Source organism: Candidatus Kuenenia sp., from assembly GCF_039794105.1.
Lineage (GTDB): Bacteria > Planctomycetota > Brocadiia > Brocadiales > Brocadiaceae > Kuenenia.
On the sequence record NZ_JBDIWA010000029.1, the window covers coordinates 1 to 18927 of the forward strand.

Here is an 18927-nt window from a genome sequence, read left to right on the forward strand (position 1 = left end):
ACTACAAAACGCAGAAGTCGAAAGCCCTCCTCCTGATGAAACGAACCGTAAGGGAAAAAGGGGGAGGGTAAGAAGGACAAAGGCACGGAATCTTCTGGAACGATTGAGGAAGTATGAGGGTGATGTGTTGAGGTTTATGGACAATAAAAATGTCCCCTTTACGAACAATTTGGCAGAAAACGATATCAGGATGACAAAGGTTCAGCAGAAGATATCGGGCTGTTTTCGTTCTTTGGAGGGAGCGAAAATTTTCTGCCGCATTCGGAGTTATCTCTCGACCTGTCGAAAACAAGGGGTAAATTTGAGCCGGGCATTACAGATGCTATTCCGTGGTGAATTGCCTGATTTTGCCAGCTCGTAGCGACAGTGGGTGAAAATACGCTGAATAGATACTCATGTTATTCTTGATACGCTTCAACAATATCCCCTTTTTTCTGTGATAAAACAACTCAGGGCCGTCTGTCTTGTCGAATTGAGGTTTTTCTACGCTGTACTCAATTGGTACTGTTTTGCATACGTGGATATTCTTTTTTTAATCCTCCCCCGCTTTCTTATGCAAGGTTGTAGTAAAATTGGGTATGCTAGTGCGAAAAAACAAGTATAGTATTTGTCAGTTACCTATCGCAAAAGTTTGCTGAAACTATAACCATTTAGACGGCAAACTTTCAACATCAAAGCGTGCCATTATATACCTCCAGAGTCTTTTCCGCTATCTTTTCCCAATTATATTTTTCAGCAATAGTATTTATCTGTTTCTTCCTTTGTTCTTCGTTTAATGACCTTTGAATAAATCCTTGTATCTTCAATGCAATAGCGTCAACATCTCCAGGCTTAAAAAATCTGTCGCTTTCCAACCATACCTCTCTGTTAGCAGGAATATCGGATGCAATACAGGAAAGACCATAGCTCATCGCCTCAAGCAAAACTATCGGTAAACCCTCATAGTAAGAAGGTAGTACAAAAAGCCCCGCGTGGCTATAAAGCTCCCGCAGCGGTTCACCAGTGAGGAATCCTGTCAATATAATATTACTACTTTGACTCGCCTTATTTTTTAAATCCAGGCTGTAGTTATCTTCATGATCAGCCCTGCCCGCGATAACCAGTTTCCACTTTTCTGTTAGAAGGCGGGAGTTAGCAGTTGTCAGTTTATTAAAGGCGACAATCAGGTCGTGAAACCCTTTTTCAGGCACAAAGCGCCCTACCGCCAGGATATATTTCTCTTTTGCGAGGGCATACTTTCCCAACGTATTGTTACCCGGTAAAATTGCAGGCAACACTACCCCGTTGGGTATTATTGTTGCGCTTCTCTTGTATTTAGCATGAATATGATCCGCTATTGTTTGAGAAATAGTGATTATGTCGTTAGCCCATTTACTCCCTGCAAGCTCTCCGAGTTTCAAAATACCCTTTGCCAGTATCCCCCACTTCTTTCTTTGATAATCAGGCCCATGATGAGTCATAACTACTTTTAGTCCAAAAAGCCGGGCGAGTGGTATGAACAGGGATGGCCCTATTGCATGGATATGCAGGATATCAGGAGAAAACTTTTTGGCGGCAAAAATTCCGATAAAGGTATGTAAAAATGTCTCAAGGAATTTATTCTTTAAGCATGGCAAAGGGATTAACTTTACCCCTTTGTATTTAGTAATCTTTAAATCAACGTAGGGTTTTCTGGTAAAAACTATTACCTCACAGCCTTTTTCAACCAATTGAGGATAGAGATTTTCGCAATGTGTCTCTACACCGCCCTGTATGTGCGGAAATCCACGGGTACCGAGAACGGCTATTTTAAGTTTAGAATAGTTCATGGGTGATGGCTGATAGCTCATGGGTAATGGCTTATGGTTCATGGGTTTTAACTCTAAAATCAGCCATCAGCCATCAGCTAAATAGTTTTCCTTATTGAATTTATAAGACTTGAAAGCTGCTTACCAATTGTATCTCCTGCTATTCGTAAATCATTAAGGTTTGAACCGGAAATCCATTTCTTTTTGTAAAATATAGTTAGAAAAGTAATTGTTTCGAATAGTGATCCACGTGCAATATGCAGATATTGGATAAATTCCTTTTTAGAATTACGTCCTTTGCCTTCGGCAATGTTTGAGGAAATTGGATGTTACATGTGATTCTAATTGTTCTATAAGCCTGTAATGATTCCGATTAGTATTTATTATTTCAGCAATATAAATGACACTTACTGCAAAATCTACAGCTTTTTGCCAAACCTCCAAATCTTCAAAACTAAACTTTATTTCACCCATCTTCTTCCCCTCCATTAACCATCAGCCATCCGCTAAGGGAGCGACCAAAAATAACATTGCATTATATCCCATGTTCCGGAAAGAAATTACTAAAGTCAAATTTGGCAAACACTTATAAACATTGATTCTGCGACTACATGTCTTTTGGAAGTCTTTTAATTACTGGCCGAAAACAACATTGGACATTCCAAGTTTTTCCAATAGCATTTGTGTGACGGCGGGAAGTTTCACGGCTTTCTTTAGGGTTTCACCGGTATTTTTAGCCTCAAGAGTGGCGATATCTATATCTTTGAACGGCGCATAGAGTTCCTTTGAGTTTAAAAAATCTTTTTCTCCTATTACCTTTCGTTGGTTTGATAGATAACGGTTTATAAAATATGCCAGGATGCAGATAGTATAGACGGCTTTAACATGTGCCCCGGTATTGACAAAGAATGGTCTGATTTTTAAAAACGATTTTACATTTTTAAAGACATCTTCTATTTTTGTCTTGTCCCGATAGGCTCTAACTATAGATTGGGGTTTTGCTTTAAATCCAACTCCATCTTCCCGTTCTGTATGGTTCGTGATAAAAACACATACGCCGTCCAACAATCTATCTGCGGCTATAATATCAGTTAACAGCTTGATTTCTATTTTGAAACTTTTGACGGATTTGACCTGCCCGTTTTTCAGTCTATAGGTAACGGTTATGGACGTCAGAACAGGGTCTTCGAAATATTTATGAATCTTTAGCCTTTTAAGCGCATCTACAATGCGGCTCTTTGTTGCGTCATATTGCCGGTCTCTTTGGGCATTTTTAAGTTTTTTATTCTCTTCTTTGAGATAATCCTTAAAAAAGGCTATTTTCTCGTCTCTATTATTGCGGTCTTCTATAAATAAAGTGGTATTAAAACCGGTAATAAAACGCTTGTTTCCTATGACACCATTGTCATGGTAGTATAATTCATCATCATAGTTTAAAAATCCTTGCGGGATAGGTATATTGGAGGCGTCCTTATCTTCTATGGATAACCCATTAAGAGACTTTAAACTGACGCCGCAAGAGGGTATCTGATTTCTATCCAATGCCGAGATGTATTTGAGTTTGGCTTCTTCTATCAAATTGGCATTGTCCTCAGAGATTATGCCTCTGTCAAATACAAGGGTGACGTTTTTATCAGTCAATTTGAATCTGGTTTTACAGGTATTGATATTCTGTTTGAGGGTTTTTACCTCAGCGGTGTTCCCGGGGAATACATCCCATTTGAAAGGATATCCCTCAGAGTTGATAAGAACACCCAGTAAGACCTGTCGCCTGCCATGACACTCTATTTTGCCCTTGCCAAATGCCGATAGATCACAGTTATATCCCACAAAGTAGGAAGTAGTGAGGTCGTAGTTGATAAATTTATAGGATTCCGGACGTTTCCTGAAGGTTTGGTTAAAAAGGTGGTTCTCTATAGATATTTTGTTTTTGTGTATTTTATCTAATTCATAATAGATTTTATCGTCATTTAGGCCTGAAAGATCAATTTTAAGAACGTCCTCCAGCGCGCTCTTTTTCGCCCAAAGAGGAATGGAATAATGAGAACACGGATCGGTGCACCTGTTAATAGTCAGTATCTTTGCAATCGTATTGGTAGGAAGGGCGCCTGCAGTGACGTCGTAGTCAAAAGCCTGATCAAGCTGCCACTGGTTCCACAACTCATTAACAACGGCTATATCGAGATATGCCCTGCTTTCCAGGACTGCAACGTCTTTGAGCTGGGTCTGCAATTGATCTGTGTTTTCAACTGTTTTACATATCAGTTTGATTTGCTCGGCTTGAATATCGGAAAGTTTCCCGATGGGCCAAAGTATTCTTTTTCTGACCTTTTTACCATCCCTGTAGGATTCGGCAATAGAGTAAGATTTATAGGTTTTCCCTTTGTATTTAGAATTGCTATAAGTAAGGTGCATAATGTAGTCCCAATATTCTTTGACTACACTATCATTAATAAAATATTTTGTCAAGTCAGTATTTATAGGGTTATAAAGGATTTATAGTAATAAATAGGCCGTCTATTCTGCGACTACATGTCACTTTGAATTTGCGGAAAACCCGCTTAAAATAAGGATTTTGTTGAAATCTTTCCGGAAAGGGGGGTATATAGTACCAATAGTATCGTTGCAGTATCTTTGTGTATATCACAGGAGCAACCATGATAATTAGTTAAATTAATAAAAAAAATACCAAATTATTTTTGGACAGTGCCTAAGAACCATCACCCATCTCCGGTAAGCACAATTCAGGTTTTTTACTCATCATAACACGTAGTTTATTTTTCACAATCCACTGCATTGGAATACGTATATGCTTCTTTATTACAGGCGCTGCATTACCCACCATCCAGCATCGTTTATCGCATGTATCAACGGCATTACGAACCGCATCTGCCTTTTTGCTATTCCAGATATCTTCAAATGAACTTTCTTTAATATTTCCCATAGGCATTTTACAGTTCATGCCATTGCAGGGAAGAATGTCCCCTGATGGGTCTATAAAACAGGATTCGGAACCCATTTCACATTTTAAAAACCTATTGCCACCATAGATGTAATTCATAAGACCGTAATTAAAATATGCACGGAACCATTTTTTCACAGAGTTGGATTTTAATAACTCCACAATAAGCTTTGAAAACTCCCCACATACTATATCTTTATTCTCAATTCTATTATCCAGCTTATGGAAATAATGTGAATTATGAAGTGCAGCAGTGGCAAACTCATAGCCAAGTGCATTTGATAACTCATAGAGTGGCATGAGGTCTTTACAATTCATATCCTGGACTGTCATACCAAAGCCAATGTCCTTTAAACCCATTTTCCGTAATGTGAACAGTGTTCTCAAGCCCCTGTCAAATCCTTCTGGAATTCCTCGAATAGTATCACTAGCTTTTGGGAATCCTTCGATACTTATCCTTATTCCAATATCAGGATGTTTTTGGCACAAACCTACAATCCGGCAGGTTAAAAATCCATTAGTACTTATAACTATTCGTTTTGTCTTAGGACGTATTGCTTCAATAATTTCAGTAATATCCTGCCTGAGAAAAGGCTCCCCACCGGTAATATTTATAAACTTCAACCCGAATGGTAATTTTTCAATATCTTTTATGGTAATTTCTTCGTTTGATTTAGTAGGATAATGCCACACATCACACATGTTGCACTTTGCGTTGCATCTGTAAGTAAGTATGATGCAAATTTCCCTTGGCGGTAGCATTTTCTGATTCACCATAGTTTGTCCTTTTTTAGTAAAAAGAAGTTTTTAAAATAAGCGTGTAACCCTATTATATTTATATTCACAACATTAAGATACTAAGGACACGAGGCATTATTTCTTCTTTTCTTTGCGGCGCTGTGGCTTTGTGTGAGATTATTTCTTTCTCGCCATTAGCAAAAAACCAAGTGTTTTCATTTCTGAAGAATCCATATTCCTGAATTTTTTATTTAGCCTTGGCTTAACTTTCTTTAAATATTCTTCTTCCACAACAGCAACAGGTTCTACCTTTACATCAACCCATCCTTTTTTTTCTAACATATCTTTATACTCAAATACCCTTACTCTATTTGGAGATCCTTTAAACTTAAAGGTATTCCAAAACCAATCACAATATCTATATATATTTAAAGGGTCACGATCTCTTATCCATGAAGTGTGTGTCTTCAAATCAATTAATGCAACTAATACTCCACCCTGATTAACAACATTGCTTAGTTCAATAAATGTTTTTTCGACATCTGTAAAATGTTCAAAAGCAGCCTGGCTAAAAACAACATCGACTTTCTCTTTAATTTTTGAAATCGCGAAACTTTTATCAATAATATAATTTATTTCAGCATATTCATTTTTATAACATTTACTTAATGTTTCTTTTAAGTGTTCAATATTACAGTTCGTATAACGTTCCTTTAATCGTTCAAATAATTTCTCATAAAATTTTACTGGTGACGAAAAGGCTAACTTATTCACATCAAGTGCAATATACTTTTTCGCTCCTAGCGCTAATAATATTAACCCTGCTCCAAAATCAGGACCTGGTCCAAGCTCAAGAACTACTTTCTTTGTTAAAGGCTTTTCATCCTTAGAATAGAAACGAAGATATTCAATCCAACTATCAACAACCTTGAAATCATAATCAATAGATCTCTCTATTTCATTGACAGAAAAAGCTCTTGGTGTCTTATAGCGAAAGAATCTGTGTCTCAAATAATTCAGGATAATAAATACTGCGCCGATAAAATGATATTTATTATTTTTAACGTCTCCAGCTTTGACTGTCTTTATGTTCATGTCAATATTTTCCTATCGCTGATTGATAAATGTTTATTAATCCCTGATAATATTTTTCAGCGTTCAAATTTTGTTCTACAAATACCCGGGCATTTTCCCCCATCTTTACGGTTTTACCAGGGTTGTCCAATACGTATCTAATCTTTTCAGCCAGCTCATGGGCATTTCCTGATTCAAATGTCAATCCTGTTATTCCATCTTTTACTAATTCCGGAATTCCACCGATTTTTGCCCCGATAACCGGCATGCCAAGAGCAAAGGCCTCTAATACTGACATAGGATTGTTTTCATACCACTCGGAAGGAAGAACAACAGCCATGCATTTTTTGATCTCTTTATATAACTCCTCACCTTTCATATATCCAAGAAATTGAATATTATGATTCCCACCAAGTTTAGCCTTTTCTTCCAGGTCCCCTCTTATTGGACCGTCACCGATTATCTTAACCACAACATTGCGAATAGTATCCAGCAGTTTTGTCGCTTTAATGAGTGTATATAACCCTTTCTCCGGCACTAGTCTGCCAAAATAAACTATGGCATTCTCGCGACTATTTTCCCCGCCTTTACCATTTCCAAATTTCTTCATATCAACAAAATTGGGCAAATGGATGATTTTCTTCCTGAATCCCATCTCCACCAGTTTTTCTTTCAGAAAAAGGCTTGGGGAAATGAAGGCATCAACATTGTCATATATGCCAATAATACTGTGATGCACATACATCTCAAATGCACTAAGACAGCTTTTCGCAAGTGACCTTTTAACACACTTGTTTTTGATTACCGATAAATAGTACCCTCCGGAGCAGGCATCACAGTTTTTACCATTGACCATCATTAGATAAGAAGCGCAGACCATCTTATAGTCATGGAGCGTCATCACTACAGGTATATTCCTTTTTTTTAAAGTATGCAGGATTGAAGGGGATATCTGATGGTATATATTATGGAGGTGTGCAATATCCACGGGATATTCATTCAACAATTTAGAAAGCAATTTCTTTGCCTTTAGAGAATAAAGAATCCTGCCTGTGTTTTTTAGTTTGTTTATCACACTATTGCTATTCGTATTCAACTCTACATAAGACATGAAATAATCCCTGTTTTCACAGGATAGATTTTCCGGATGTTGCATGGAGAAGAATATAGATTTGTGACCATGAGATTCCAGTATTTTTGCCGTCTCAAAGTAAACAGTCTCACACCCGCCGCGCATATAATGAAATTTATTGATGTTAAGGATATTCATTTTTACAAGTATTTTTTAAATTCGATATATCTGGCTTCCCAGGAATTTTCACTTATAAAGTGTTCAAACTGGTCATCAGGAATTGCGCTTAATTTGTTTTCGCCTTTAAACAGGGAATCCTGAACAAATTTAATGAACTCTTCTTCTGTGTGAGCAACATATAAATATTTTTCATATTCAAGGGTATCAGGTAATGCGGTAGAAACTATGGGTTTCTTAAAATACAGGTATTCAAAGAGTTTCGTTGGGAACACCCCCTTCCCATGCTCACTCAATACATATGGAATGATAAACAAATCCATGCACTCCATATATATTGGAAGCTGTTTGAAATGTTTCCAACCAAGAAAAACAATATTCTTACAATCGAGTTTCCTCTTTGCTTCGGATGTTTCACTTCCGATTAATATCAACGTAGCAGCAGGTATATCTACTGCAAGTTTTCTAACAAGGTCAAAGTCAAAAGTTTGGTGGAAACTGCCGATATAACAAATTCTATTCTTGCCTATATTTGCCAAATCGCCTGGTATTCTAACATCTTTTATTCTGTTAATATTATAATTCCCGATATCTATTCCCTGAGGTATGCGTACTACATTTTTATTCAATTCCAGTTTTTCATTAAAAATAGTTATTGAATCGACAATAACCAGATCAACTTTTTTTGCTATATTTTTATCATTAAAAACAACTTCTGGCGGAAAGTATTTATTGAATTCGAACCTCTGTACACAATCATATATTCTTTTTAAGGCAGGAATTTTATCAAAAATATCATTCACGTAATTCGCTGGATGGCTAATAATAACACTATCAAAATGATTTATTTTGTACTTTTTCATTATTTTTCTTATCTGCAAAAGTGCTAACCTCGCATTGAGGAATCGAAAGATTCCTCTTTGAAAAGGGAATATCTTTAATTGTATAAAACAAAGATGCTTCATAGTAAACTGGCCTTTTCCACCAATGTTTCTAACCAAAAAAAATCTTTTAATGAATGCTTTAAGCATTTTGATAATTCCCACATTTTTAGCACTTATTCTTTCAATGTAAAATACATTAAAATCTTTAACCAAGAATTCGACTATTGTTTGTTGTCGTTGTTTTAATAACTCCCAATCACGAATAGAAAATGAACCTATAATCAAAATATTTTTATTTTTTATATTCATTAAAATCTTTTCTGGTTAATCACCTTTTAAAACGAGCTACTATTAAAGTGGTACAATAATTAATTATTTAAAATTCTTACGCAGCCTAAAAGATACCGGAGGATATTCGTATGATTCATACCTTTCTCCATTCATACTAATTCCTCTCAAACTCAAGACCTGAAGAAATATTTTTTTGCAGGTTTTCCCGTACGATTAACCCATTATATATCCCAAGCAATCCCCAAAATAAATGGCTGTATCCAAGTGCGTTATCTGTTATACCAAATATTATAAAACCAACAAGCATTAGTAATGCCGCCTTTGCAAAATCGCTTTCTTTAAGGTTTTTTATTGCAAAAACAATCATAGTAAATAATAAGATTACATAGCCTATACCTCCGAAAATCCCCGTTTCGGCAAACATTAACATATAATCCCCATGTGCAGCTATATTTCTACCGAATTCATGGACGGATAATCCAAAGAATGTCCCAATCCCACTACCAAAGACAGGATGATCTTTGAAGATACTCAGCGCATATTGAAATAACTCTAACCTCCCCAATGCAGAGCTATCAACGGTTGACGCACGAGAAATGATCTGGTTCGATATAAACACAAAGATTATCCCTAACGGCAAAGCAAATCTCAGTATTTTTTTATATTTGAACAAGAAGAAAAAGAGGATTAATTGGATAGCAACGGCGGCCCAGGTAATTCTGGTAAAAGTTAGAAGTATATTTAATAAAAACAAAAACGGGAGAAGACGATAAAGATATTTGCCGTCTTTTTTTCTCATAAAAAAATAGAGGTATAACGGTAAAAAAATTAACAGAGCAAATGAATAGCCAGATGCGTGCGGAAAGCTGGTTCGTATTCTTTCAAAACTTTGGATAACTTGATAATCCAGATAAATAAGATTAGTTATTGAACGTCCATAAAAGATATTATACCCTGTTATGTACTCAACAATTCCAAAGACTAACAATGCGATAAAGATAGCCGTTATGAATTTGAATATTTTTTTCTCAATGTTTTTATTGCTAACAACAACAAAGTAGGTTAATAAATAAAAGGAAAAAGCTGCAAGTACCCTGGTTAAACCCCTGACAGATGCCGGCAAACTCACTGAAAATGGCGTTGTTAACACTAAATAGAGTGAAAGCAGAGCTATAGGATATATGATGCTTTTATCCCAATACTCCCTTTTTACCTGAATAAAATCTTTTAACCTTATATAAAAAAACAAAATCATCATTATATTGAGAATACCAAGCAAATTAATACTTTGGTTTCCCGATAATGAAATACTCAATCTATCTGCAAATCCTGCAAAAGCCAGATAGACAAAGAAATAAATATTTATAACTGCCAGTTCACTCCTCGAAACAAAGATGATGGTTATCGCCATTAACAAAAAGACAACCGCCAGTTTGATATCATATAATAAAGAAACTGCAAATAGAGTTGAAAGCAGCGCTACCGCAAAGATGTTTTTTCCCATTTCTTGTAACTTCTTAATAAATTGTGGTAGTTGGTAGTAAAAATATAATTAACACCTTGCGGCAAACATTTTTATTACTGGAATTTTTCAAAAAAATAAAGTGTTACAAAATGAACAAACCTGGCTCCCTTTGGCAGCGACTTTATTATGTTTGGGTAAGTTGCCAGTTCTTCAGGGATTATTGTTTGTTTTTAAAAGACCGACGATCCCTTCTGTAAAACCTTGCAGTTGCTGACCCTTTTCCTGATTACCGTTACATAAGAATTCGATCCCATAGATTATCCATAAGCCTGATAATGAATAGAAAAATACTATATTAGACATCATTGTTTTCTTTGCATGTTTTTTATAAATGTAATAATAGTTTTTTACTTCCATTACCATTCTAAGTCGAATATCCATGCGATTTGATTTGCTACAATTATGATATAGTCTAGCCTCCGGGATCATTTTTAAAACCGCTTCCCGTGATATCCTATAGGACAGTTCTGCATCTTCCCGAAAGCTATAGCCGGTAAACCATTCATCAAATTTATCATTATTCAAATATTCTCTTCTAAAATTCATATTACAACCTGAGAGCATCTCCACTTGCATTGGCCTATCAATTGCTATTCCTACTATGGGATACCCAAAACCGGAAACGGTCATATTCCCATCATAATTATTGAGCAAAAATATTTTTAGCATTGCCCGTCGAAGTTTCCATTTCCACCCTTGCAATTCACGTTCAATTATTACGTTTCCACCAACTCCTCCTAATTTTTCATCATTATTAAAATAATGAAGTACCTGTTCAAAATAATCCTCAAACAAAACGACATCGTCATCTAAAAAACTAACAATTTCTCCTCTCGCGATATCTATGCCCTTGTTTCTTGCAGCAACCGAATTTTTTTTTGTCTGGTAGATATATATAACCTCTATCTTATTAGATTTGGTTAGCAATTGCTTTCTGCAATCTTCTATGTACTTTTTCGTATCACCGGTATCGCTTTGGTCAACGATAATAACTTCTAATGGTAATACGGTCTGCATCAAAATGGAGTCAATAAGTTTTGCTAAGTCATTTTGCCGATTACACGTCGGAACGATGATGGAATAATTCATAATTGTTATTCGGGTAAATACTTGCCTTTCCTGTATTGAATAAATCCATTGAAGGACCCTAACGCTGAAACCCTATCAAGATATAAAAAGTATATCATTTTGCTTCTGTATAGTAAGAATGCGAAAAAAAGAATGGCTTTCCCTACGTATTTTCGAAATATTTTCATATTTAAAATTAATTTATTATTTGGCTCTTTTATTGTCTGAAATTTATTATCATATTTCGCATTCAGTAAACAAGCGCCATACGCATGTTTTTTGCTTTGCAGATATAATCCTTTTGGGCTTGCTCTATGATGATGATATACAACACAATCAGCGGCATACATTAATTTCATCTTGCCATGGATTTGCATCCGCCATGCAAAATCGGCATCACCACCGGAAACCCAATGTGTTTCAAAAAGACCTATTTTATCGAATACAATCTTCTTGTAGCATACATTTGCAGTTACGGCAAATGGGTAATAGGGATGGTTGAAATATCTTGATTGGTCTAATGCTTTTGTAAATAATTGATATTCTTCCACCAATGTTTTCGGTTCTCCACCTCGAATCTCCCCTGCTACACCCCCAACATCTTCTGCAGCAAAATACTTTATTGCATTACACAACCAATATTTATTTACTACACAGTCGCTATCAGTAAATGCAAGTATCTCACCTTCGGCATTTTTGACCCCTAAATTTCTTGCGGCATAAGAACCCTTCACGTCTTTTTCTATTAATAGTTTAACCGGAAATGCCTTAATACTTTGTAGAGAATTATCCGTAGAACCATTATCTACGATAATAATTTCCAATTTTTCTTTAGGATAATTTAGTTCCAGCAAAGACCGTATACATTCCGAAATTCTGGAGGCATCGTTATAATTCGGTACAATTATTGAAATTTTTGGCGTCATGAATTAACCCCTTTAAACATGTATATTTTATTATCTCCCTTCCGCAGTCGGCAGTCGGCAAATTGCAGATTGAGGACTGAGGACTGAGGACTGAGGACTATTTTCGCGCTTGTTTAGTTCCGGCTATGTCAGCTTAGGTGTAGGTATTTTGTACCAATACTATAGCGTCCCCTCTACAACCACCTATAAAGTATCTTTGGTATAACAAAGGTGCGGTTATTTAAAATGGCGCCAATTATATTGGCCTTTTTTTGTACCAAGGGTGCAATTAATGCCTTTATTACGGGATGTTTTGTCTTGCTTTCATTTACGACCAGGACTGTTCCATCTAAAGATGAACTCAATATATCAGCATCGTGAGAATTTCTTAAATTCGCATAGTCAACAAATACAAACCCATATTTTTCCTTAGCTTCTTTTATGGTATTGGCCATACGGGTGGAATCAAAAAGTAGCGTGGGATTAAGCGTTGTGTTGCCGGCAGTTAATACCGACAGGTTGCAATCTATCTCTTTGACAGCTTCTTCCAGTGCAATTTTTCCCTCGAGTACGTGCGTAAGTCCGGAATTATTCGGAATCTTAAATATTTCGTGTATTTCCGGGGATTTCAGGTTCGCGTCAATAACCAGTACCTTGTGGCCTTCTCTCGCAAGGGAAAGGGCGATGTTTGCAACGATGGTAGTAGAACCTTCCAGATGTGAGACGGCGGTTATCAAAAGAGCCTTTAGTTTTTTGTCTTTCATCAATAGATACATCTGGTCAGAGAGGTCATGATAGGACGAATTCAAAACAGTTGCTTTTTTAGTGTTGCGGAGCAATGATTTATTTCTAAACCATTTTTTTGGAATAGCGCCTAAAAGCGGCAAATTCAAGAATGTCTCGACATCCCGCGGCGATTTGAATGTATGGTCAATATATTCTAGCCCAAAGGCGAACATAATTCCCAGGAATATGCTCATAAAGAAGGCGAGGACAATGGATATTTTTTTCTTATCTCCCGTTGAGCGAAGAGGTACTAGGGCCTGTTCAATAATTTTGACGCTTGCCGGGCCTATTGCCTCTATATCAGGAAGTGTTGCACCAGTAAGATTTTGGGTCAACTTTTCGATGTTTTCTCTTAATTGTACGACAATTGGCTGTTTTTCCCCATATTTTAGCTGAAGTTCTGCCAATTGTTGTTCAAGATCAAAAATAATATACGAGCGGCTTACGACGTTGGCAATCATAGCTGCAGATTTCGGGTCGAAGTCGGTAGCGTGTATTGTAAATAACAAGGTGCCCTTTATTGGTTCTGCTATTATATTTCTTTTGAGTCTTTCAACCGCCTTGCGGAATGCATATGGCTGCTCATATATATTACCGGAAGGATTTGCCAGCTCACCTTTGGTACGCGATATTCTAATTTGTAGATCATCATTTAAATCACTATAAGATTGTGGCTCATTTTCAGGTGAGACAGTATCTGATTCCGACATATTAAGTCTTAAATCTATTAAACGCGCTTTAAGTGGAGAACAGTAATTCTTTTCATAGTCAGGAGGACGCTCGTGGAGTTTAAGCGCCCTGACTGCACGTTCGATTACAGGATTTGAAATTACAATCTCGCTCTGGGTAAGAGATGCTTCGGATTGTTCATAAGAACCAAAACCTCTATAATAAGGAGAATCAATTTGTTTTTGTGCAGAAACAAGTATTTTAACCTGAGCTTCATAAACAGGCGTCCTGAGTTCCAGGCCGACAAAGACACTTATGATAACAGTAATAAATGCAGTTATAATTACTGCTTTGTGTCTGAATACGACCCGTAAATAATCCCGCAATGTACTTAAATTTGAATTCACATTCCCTCCATAGTGCTTAGCAATTTATAATGTAATCTGAACCAGTGCTTACTTGCGATAATAAACGATATTATACAAAGCACTTGAATAAGCAAAAACACAGGCTTTCCGGTACAAATATATTACTTACCAACTTATGCAATTAAGCAGTAGCCGGAAATAAAATATTTAAAACACTAAAGTATTCCTTCTGCTGCAACCACTATATCATCCGGCTCTAATAGGATATCTTTGCCGACGTCTCCTTTCACGGCGCCTTTAACATCTACTTTAATGCTTTCATATCCCGATTTGCCAGGGACTATTCTAAGAATTTTAACCCTGTCAGGAGAACCATATTTTGCAAAGCCTCCCGCCATAGAAATTGACCGGAGGACTGTCATATTCTCCTCAAGTGTGAATTTGCCTGGTCTCACTACTTCGCCATACACAAAGAAATGTCTGCTCTTTTCTACTACCAATATATCCCCAGCCTCAAGGTGCGTATCAATGTTCGTATTGCTTTTTTTTGTATTTTTGAGGTCGATATTGAATTCCTTATATTCCTGATTGTCCTTCTGCTTACGTCTGAGTTTTACACTTCCATAAAGGCCGTCCAGAGTTATGCCACCCGCTGTCGAAAGGGCCTTTAGTACGGTAATATCATCCTCAAGTGTAAATTTGCCGGGGTTTTTAACTTCACCATACACAAAATAATTCATGCTCTTAGACGCTGACAATGATACTGATACAACAGGATATTTTATATAACCAGTAAGGCTTTTTGTGAGTTCTTTTTCAATATCAGACAGCGTCATCCCTTTAACATAAATGACGCCAACATAGGGAAAAGATATAGCGCCATCTGACGTTACAGGCGCTGTTGTTCTAAGGTTATCATGGCCCTGTACAATTATCTGAAGGACATCATCCACATTTACAGTATATTGTTCCCTGGACTCATCTGCATAATTAGTTTTCGATATAATAAACAGACTTAAAAATATAAATAACACTACGAAAAAGCTTTTAAACATCGCTACCTCCTTAAATAAAATATGCAATGACATTGCTTTTTAAGCTTTCACCGCTTCGCACAATTCCTCTGTCTTTGCAAGTTGAGTATTATATTGGGTTGCCTTTTTTTAGCCATCTTCAAAGGGAATTTCCGGCGTCCATATTGGTTTCTCTCCGCGTCTTTGAAAAGCAATTCGTAAATCACAATTGTCTTGCACAGGCACATGATGTTTTACTGGTAGCAAACAAAAGACCAAAAAGTCCGCACCGGACATTCCGATTCCATTGCTAACTGCTAAAATTAGAAGAGGATAAATACGAATTTAAAATAAAATAATGATTTTCCATTATTTTGCCAAACGTACTCTCTATAATACATATTGCATAATGCATACAGTAGTTTTCACAGTATATCCGCAGGAGAAGGCCTGTTAAATAGTGGAGAACCAACATAAAAATAATAAGGCACAACAGACAAGATACACTTAAGAGAAATGGTTTCGGAAAAATATTTTTATGCAGAATTTGCGTGATTGTATGCAATGCCACAAAGTGAATGTTATTACTATAACCATGCATTTTGAATAATGTATTGGAACGAATGGTATGCAGATATGTGTGACTATTGGAAAATATTTCATCTACAAAATACCTAAGTAAAGATAATCTTATTACTTAGGTTTACGATACTATAATTTGTGTAACAACAAATTTTGTTCTTTTTTTTAGACGCAATATTTGCGCAATTATGGATTTTTTCTAAATGAATTGACACAATAAGGTGAAATTCGAAATGCGAAACAGATTCTAATGATAAAATGAATTGAAATTCTAAACGAGGTTGAAGCACGATCAAAAATCCTTGTTGGAGATTTCGAAAGAGATTACGCGAAAAACTATTTGATAGTGTATGAGGGAAACCTGTTATTGCTATTTTCGACAAAAGGGGAAAATTCGAAGATACTGCTATTCGCATGTTTTTATCTGTATTAATTGATATAAACTGTGATATAACATATCGCTAAAAGTATTGTAACAATTTCTAATAATTTATTTTTTTGAAAAACCTCAATAAATTTTATGGAAAAGGGGGATGAAAACCTGGAATGAACTGACGAGAATATTATGAAACATCACAAGGCGCTGTAAAATAGTATCCCACACGGAGCCTTACGCCTTGGCGCTTCCAATGTGATATACATCGTGTGGAATTTAATTTTTAAAAATATTCAGAGGGAATATATGAGCAACTCAGAAAACGAACAGGAAGTACTTGTAGTTATATCAAAATTGAAAAACTATATCCGCTCAACCGCCGGAATGAATACGGCCGGCAATGTTGCGTCGAAGCTATCTGGTATCGTCCGCAACTTGTGCGACCAGGCAATTGAAAATGCTAAATCGGACGGACGCAAAACGGTGATGGAAAAGGATTTTTCCTGAACGTCCGCCTGTTTTTAGAAAACAATGGGATACGCTAATGATTATTATTTACAAAAATAAATAACCATTGTGCCTCAGCAAAACATCTTAAGCGGGACGGCAATTAAGCCGTCCCGCTTAAACCTGTTGTTGCAATCTACGGCCTTGATGCTTACCCCATTTATTTTTTTGTCTCTCCTTTCTACCCCAGGACCAACGGCATTACATGGCCTTTTTTTCACCTTCTGTTTAATCTTTGTCATCACCTCTCATAAACTGGTATGTTGTGCTGCCCAAAAAATACCTCCTCGCCACGTAATTAAAATATTGAAGTTTTTTTCAAAAAACCAAAGTGTTATTAAATCTTGTTATTCATCTTTAGAAAATCTTATTTGTTTGACTATAATTACATTTAACTATAATTACAAAAGAACTCGGGGTAAATATTCTACGGCATTGTAAAATGTTAAAATAGTTTGGATTTTAAAAAAACAAAGGCCCAACGGCATTCATTTTTACCCACCCCTCAATCCCCTCCCAAGAGGGGGCTTCTCAAATTCCCCTCTTGGGAGGGGCAGGGGTGGGTTTGTTCATCGGTTAACTAAAAATATTTAAATTCCTATACTTTAAAGTAGTTTTGTTTTTATCAGGAGACTTTGTTGACTTTACTCTTTCAATAATAAATAATGATTCGGTGAAGAAACATTGCACGTGTATCTGCAAAATATCTCTCCTTTTTATTCTATTAGAGCGAATATTTTTTTAACATAAAAAAGCAATTTCAGGCGGGCGATAGATGAAAATTAAATCAATAAATCCCTATACAGAAGAGCTTCTCGAAGAGTTTGAACTGCTTACGGAAAATCAGTTGCACGTGGAAATAAAGAAATCCCGCGAAGCCTTCCTTAAATGGCGTAATGTTGAAATATCCGAAAAAACGAAACTCGTTCAAAATTTAGCCATGGAATTACGGAAGGAACAAAGGAGATACGCTGCCACCATCACAAGAGAGATGGGAAAATCTATTACAGAATCCATGGCAGAGGTGGAAAAATGCGCGAAACTGTGTGAATATTACGCAGAAAATGCCGAGGCGTTTTTAAAGACAGAGTACATTCAAACCGGAGAAAAACAATGCTACGTAACATTTGAACCGTTGGGAATCGTACTGGCAATAATGCCATGGAATTTTCCTTTCTGGCAGGTATTTCGCTGCGCCGTGCCTGCAATCGTCTCCGGAAACGCCTGTGTGCTGAAGCACGCCTCCAACGTTCCACGGTCCGCCCTTGAAATAGAAAGCATTTTTATCAATGCAGGGTTTCCGCATAACATATTTAAGACCCTATTAATCGACGCAGGATCAGCAATAAAACTCATTGATGAAGATAAGGTAGACGCAGTTTCCCTTACCGGTAGCAATAAAGCCGGAGAACAAATAGGGGCAATCGCGGGGAAAAGGATTAAACCCATTGTTCTTGAACTCGGTGGTTCAGATCCGTTTATCGTGCTGAAAGATGCGGATATTGACAGAGCTGCTGAAAATGCGGCAAGGGCTCGGATGCTGAACGTCGGACAAAGCTGTGTTGCGGCAAAGAGGTTTATTGTTATTGAAGCCGTTGCCGGACAGTTTATCAGCAAGTTTACGGAACATTTCCGGTCTTTAAAAATGGGAGACCCTATGGATGAGAATACAACGGTATGCCCCCTGGCGCGAAGGGATTTTGTGGAAGAATTGGAAGGTCTGTTAAACGACGCAAGACTAAAAGGCGGAAAGATTGTTTTTCCGGATGAACCAAAGCCCCAAAAGGGGTTCTTTTTTACGCCATGCATCGTGACGAATGCAACCCGGGATATGAGAATTGTCAGAGAGGAAGTATTCGGGCCAATTGCCCCTGTTTTAAGAGTTGCAAATGAAGAAGAGGCTGTTTTGGTTGCAAATGATACGGAATATGGTCTGGGCGCATGCATCTGGAGCAAAGACGTTGATAAAGCACAAAGGCTCGCGGCGCGCATTCAGTCGGGTATTGTGGCAATCAACGACATGGTAAAATCGGATCCCCGAATGCCGTTTGGCGGTATAAAGAAATCAGGGATCGGAAGGGAATTGTCCCATTATGGTATTAAAGCATTTGTCAATATAAAAACTGTGGTGGTAAAAAATTAA

The 18927-nt window shown here is 36.9% G+C and carries 16 protein-coding genes; 3 read left to right on the forward strand and 13 right to left on the reverse strand.

All coding sequences use genetic code 11. The annotated features are described in order from the left end of the window. A partial coding sequence (locus tag ABJL82_RS12545; protein ID WP_347275034.1) for a transposase occupies positions 1–361 on the forward strand: 361 nt, incomplete at its 5' end. 310 nt (positions 362–671) lie between these two features. On the opposite strand, the gene ABJL82_RS12550 is transcribed toward ABJL82_RS12545, so the two are convergent. From ABJL82_RS12550 to ABJL82_RS12605, 12 genes are all read right to left on the reverse strand, one after another. Further along, positions 672–1850, reverse strand: a complete 1179-nt coding sequence (locus tag ABJL82_RS12550) for a glycosyltransferase family 4 protein (protein ID WP_347275035.1) — start codon at positions 1848–1850, stop codon at positions 672–674. Positions 1851–1885: 35 nt separating this feature from the next. Next, entirely contained in the window at positions 1886–2110 is a 225-nt protein-coding gene (locus ABJL82_RS12555) for a four helix bundle protein (protein ID WP_347275076.1), read from the reverse strand. Between the two features lie 310 nt (positions 2111–2420). Then, a complete protein-coding gene (locus tag ABJL82_RS12560) occupies positions 2421–4256 on the reverse strand; it encodes an IS1634 family transposase (protein ID WP_347275036.1) in 1836 nt (611 codons plus the stop codon). A 241-nt stretch (positions 4257–4497) separates the two neighbouring features. Further along, entirely contained in the window at positions 4498–5526 is a 1029-nt protein-coding gene (locus tag ABJL82_RS12565) for a radical SAM protein (RefSeq protein WP_347275037.1), read from the reverse strand. A gap of 138 nt (positions 5527–5664) precedes the next feature. Then, entirely contained in the window at positions 5665–6582 is a 918-nt protein-coding gene (locus ABJL82_RS12570) for a methyltransferase domain-containing protein (RefSeq protein WP_347275038.1), read from the reverse strand. A 1-nt stretch (position 6583) separates the two neighbouring features. Continuing rightward, positions 6584–7831 carry a glycosyltransferase family 4 protein gene (locus tag ABJL82_RS12575; RefSeq protein WP_347275039.1) on the reverse strand — a complete coding sequence of 416 codons (1248 nt, stop codon included), beginning with the start codon at positions 7829–7831 and terminating at the stop codon, positions 6584–6586. A gap of 2 nt (positions 7832–7833) precedes the next feature. After that, a complete protein-coding gene (locus ABJL82_RS12580; protein ID WP_347275041.1) occupies positions 7834–9003 on the reverse strand; it encodes a glycosyltransferase in 1170 nt (389 codons plus the stop codon). A 136-nt stretch (positions 9004–9139) separates the two neighbouring features. Then, positions 9140–10489 (reverse strand): O-antigen ligase family protein, encoded by a 1350-nt coding sequence (locus tag ABJL82_RS12585; protein ID WP_347275042.1) that lies wholly within the window; start codon positions 10487–10489, stop codon positions 9140–9142. Between the two features lie 171 nt (positions 10490–10660). Continuing rightward, complete coding sequence (locus tag ABJL82_RS12590; RefSeq protein ID WP_347275043.1) at positions 10661–11599, reverse strand: glycosyltransferase; 939 nt, start codon at positions 11597–11599, stop codon at positions 10661–10663. 5 nt (positions 11600–11604) lie between these two features. Next, positions 11605–12504, reverse strand: coding sequence for a glycosyltransferase (locus ABJL82_RS12595; RefSeq protein ID WP_347275044.1), 900 nt, complete (start codon positions 12502–12504; stop codon positions 11605–11607). A 173-nt stretch (positions 12505–12677) separates the two neighbouring features. Next, positions 12678–14345 carry a polysaccharide biosynthesis tyrosine autokinase gene (locus ABJL82_RS12600; protein WP_347275045.1) on the reverse strand — a complete coding sequence of 556 codons (1668 nt, stop codon included), beginning with the start codon at positions 14343–14345 and terminating at the stop codon, positions 12678–12680. A 176-nt stretch (positions 14346–14521) separates the two neighbouring features. After that, on the reverse strand, positions 14522–15361 hold the full coding sequence (locus ABJL82_RS12605; RefSeq protein ID WP_347275046.1) for an SLBB domain-containing protein: 840 nt from the start codon (positions 15359–15361) through the stop codon (positions 14522–14524). Positions 15362–16583: 1222 nt separating this feature from the next. On the opposite strand from ABJL82_RS12605, the gene ABJL82_RS12610 reads away from it, so the two are divergent. Next, positions 16584–16784 (forward strand): hypothetical protein, encoded by a 201-nt coding sequence (locus tag ABJL82_RS12610; RefSeq protein WP_099323956.1) that lies wholly within the window; start codon positions 16584–16586, stop codon positions 16782–16784. 74 nt (positions 16785–16858) lie between these two features. On the opposite strand, the gene ABJL82_RS12615 is transcribed toward ABJL82_RS12610, so the two are convergent. After that, a complete protein-coding gene (locus tag ABJL82_RS12615) occupies positions 16859–17026 on the reverse strand; it encodes a hypothetical protein (protein WP_347275047.1) in 168 nt (55 codons plus the stop codon). 533 nt (positions 17027–17559) lie between these two features. On the opposite strand from ABJL82_RS12615, the gene ABJL82_RS12620 reads away from it, so the two are divergent. Then, positions 17560–18927: an NAD-dependent succinate-semialdehyde dehydrogenase gene (locus ABJL82_RS12620; protein WP_347275048.1), complete on the forward strand. Its 1368-nt coding sequence runs from the start codon at positions 17560–17562 to the stop codon at positions 18925–18927.

Coding starts and splice junctions, on each gene's coding strand:
- ABJL82_RS12610 (WP_099323956.1), top strand. CDS start 16,584: ATGAGCAACTCAGAAAACGAACAGGAAGTACTTGTAGTTATATCAAAA.
- ABJL82_RS12570 (WP_347275038.1), bottom strand. CDS start 6,582: ATGAACATAAAGACAGTCAAAGCTGGAGACGTTAAAAATAATAAATAT.
- ABJL82_RS12605 (WP_347275046.1), bottom strand. CDS start 15,361: ATGTTTAAAAGCTTTTTCGTAGTGTTATTTATATTTTTAAGTCTGTTT.
- ABJL82_RS12580 (WP_347275041.1), bottom strand. CDS start 9,003: ATGAATATAAAAAATAAAAATATTTTGATTATAGGTTCATTTTCTATT.
- ABJL82_RS12550 (WP_347275035.1), bottom strand. CDS start 1,850: ATGAACCATAAGCCATTACCCATGAGCTATCAGCCATCACCCATGAAC.
- ABJL82_RS12595 (WP_347275044.1), bottom strand. CDS start 12,504: ATGACGCCAAAAATTTCAATAATTGTACCGAATTATAACGATGCCTCC.
- ABJL82_RS12585 (WP_347275042.1), bottom strand. CDS start 10,489: ATGGGAAAAAACATCTTTGCGGTAGCGCTGCTTTCAACTCTATTTGCA.
- ABJL82_RS12575 (WP_347275039.1), bottom strand. CDS start 7,831: ATGAATATCCTTAACATCAATAAATTTCATTATATGCGCGGCGGGTGT.
- ABJL82_RS12620 (WP_347275048.1), top strand. CDS start 17,560: ATGAAAATTAAATCAATAAATCCCTATACAGAAGAGCTTCTCGAAGAG.
- ABJL82_RS12590 (WP_347275043.1), bottom strand. CDS start 11,599: ATGAATTATTCCATCATCGTTCCGACGTGTAATCGGCAAAATGACTTA.
- ABJL82_RS12615 (WP_347275047.1), bottom strand. CDS start 17,026: ATGACAAAGATTAAACAGAAGGTGAAAAAAAGGCCATGTAATGCCGTT.
- ABJL82_RS12565 (WP_347275037.1), bottom strand. CDS start 5,526: ATGGTGAATCAGAAAATGCTACCGCCAAGGGAAATTTGCATCATACTT.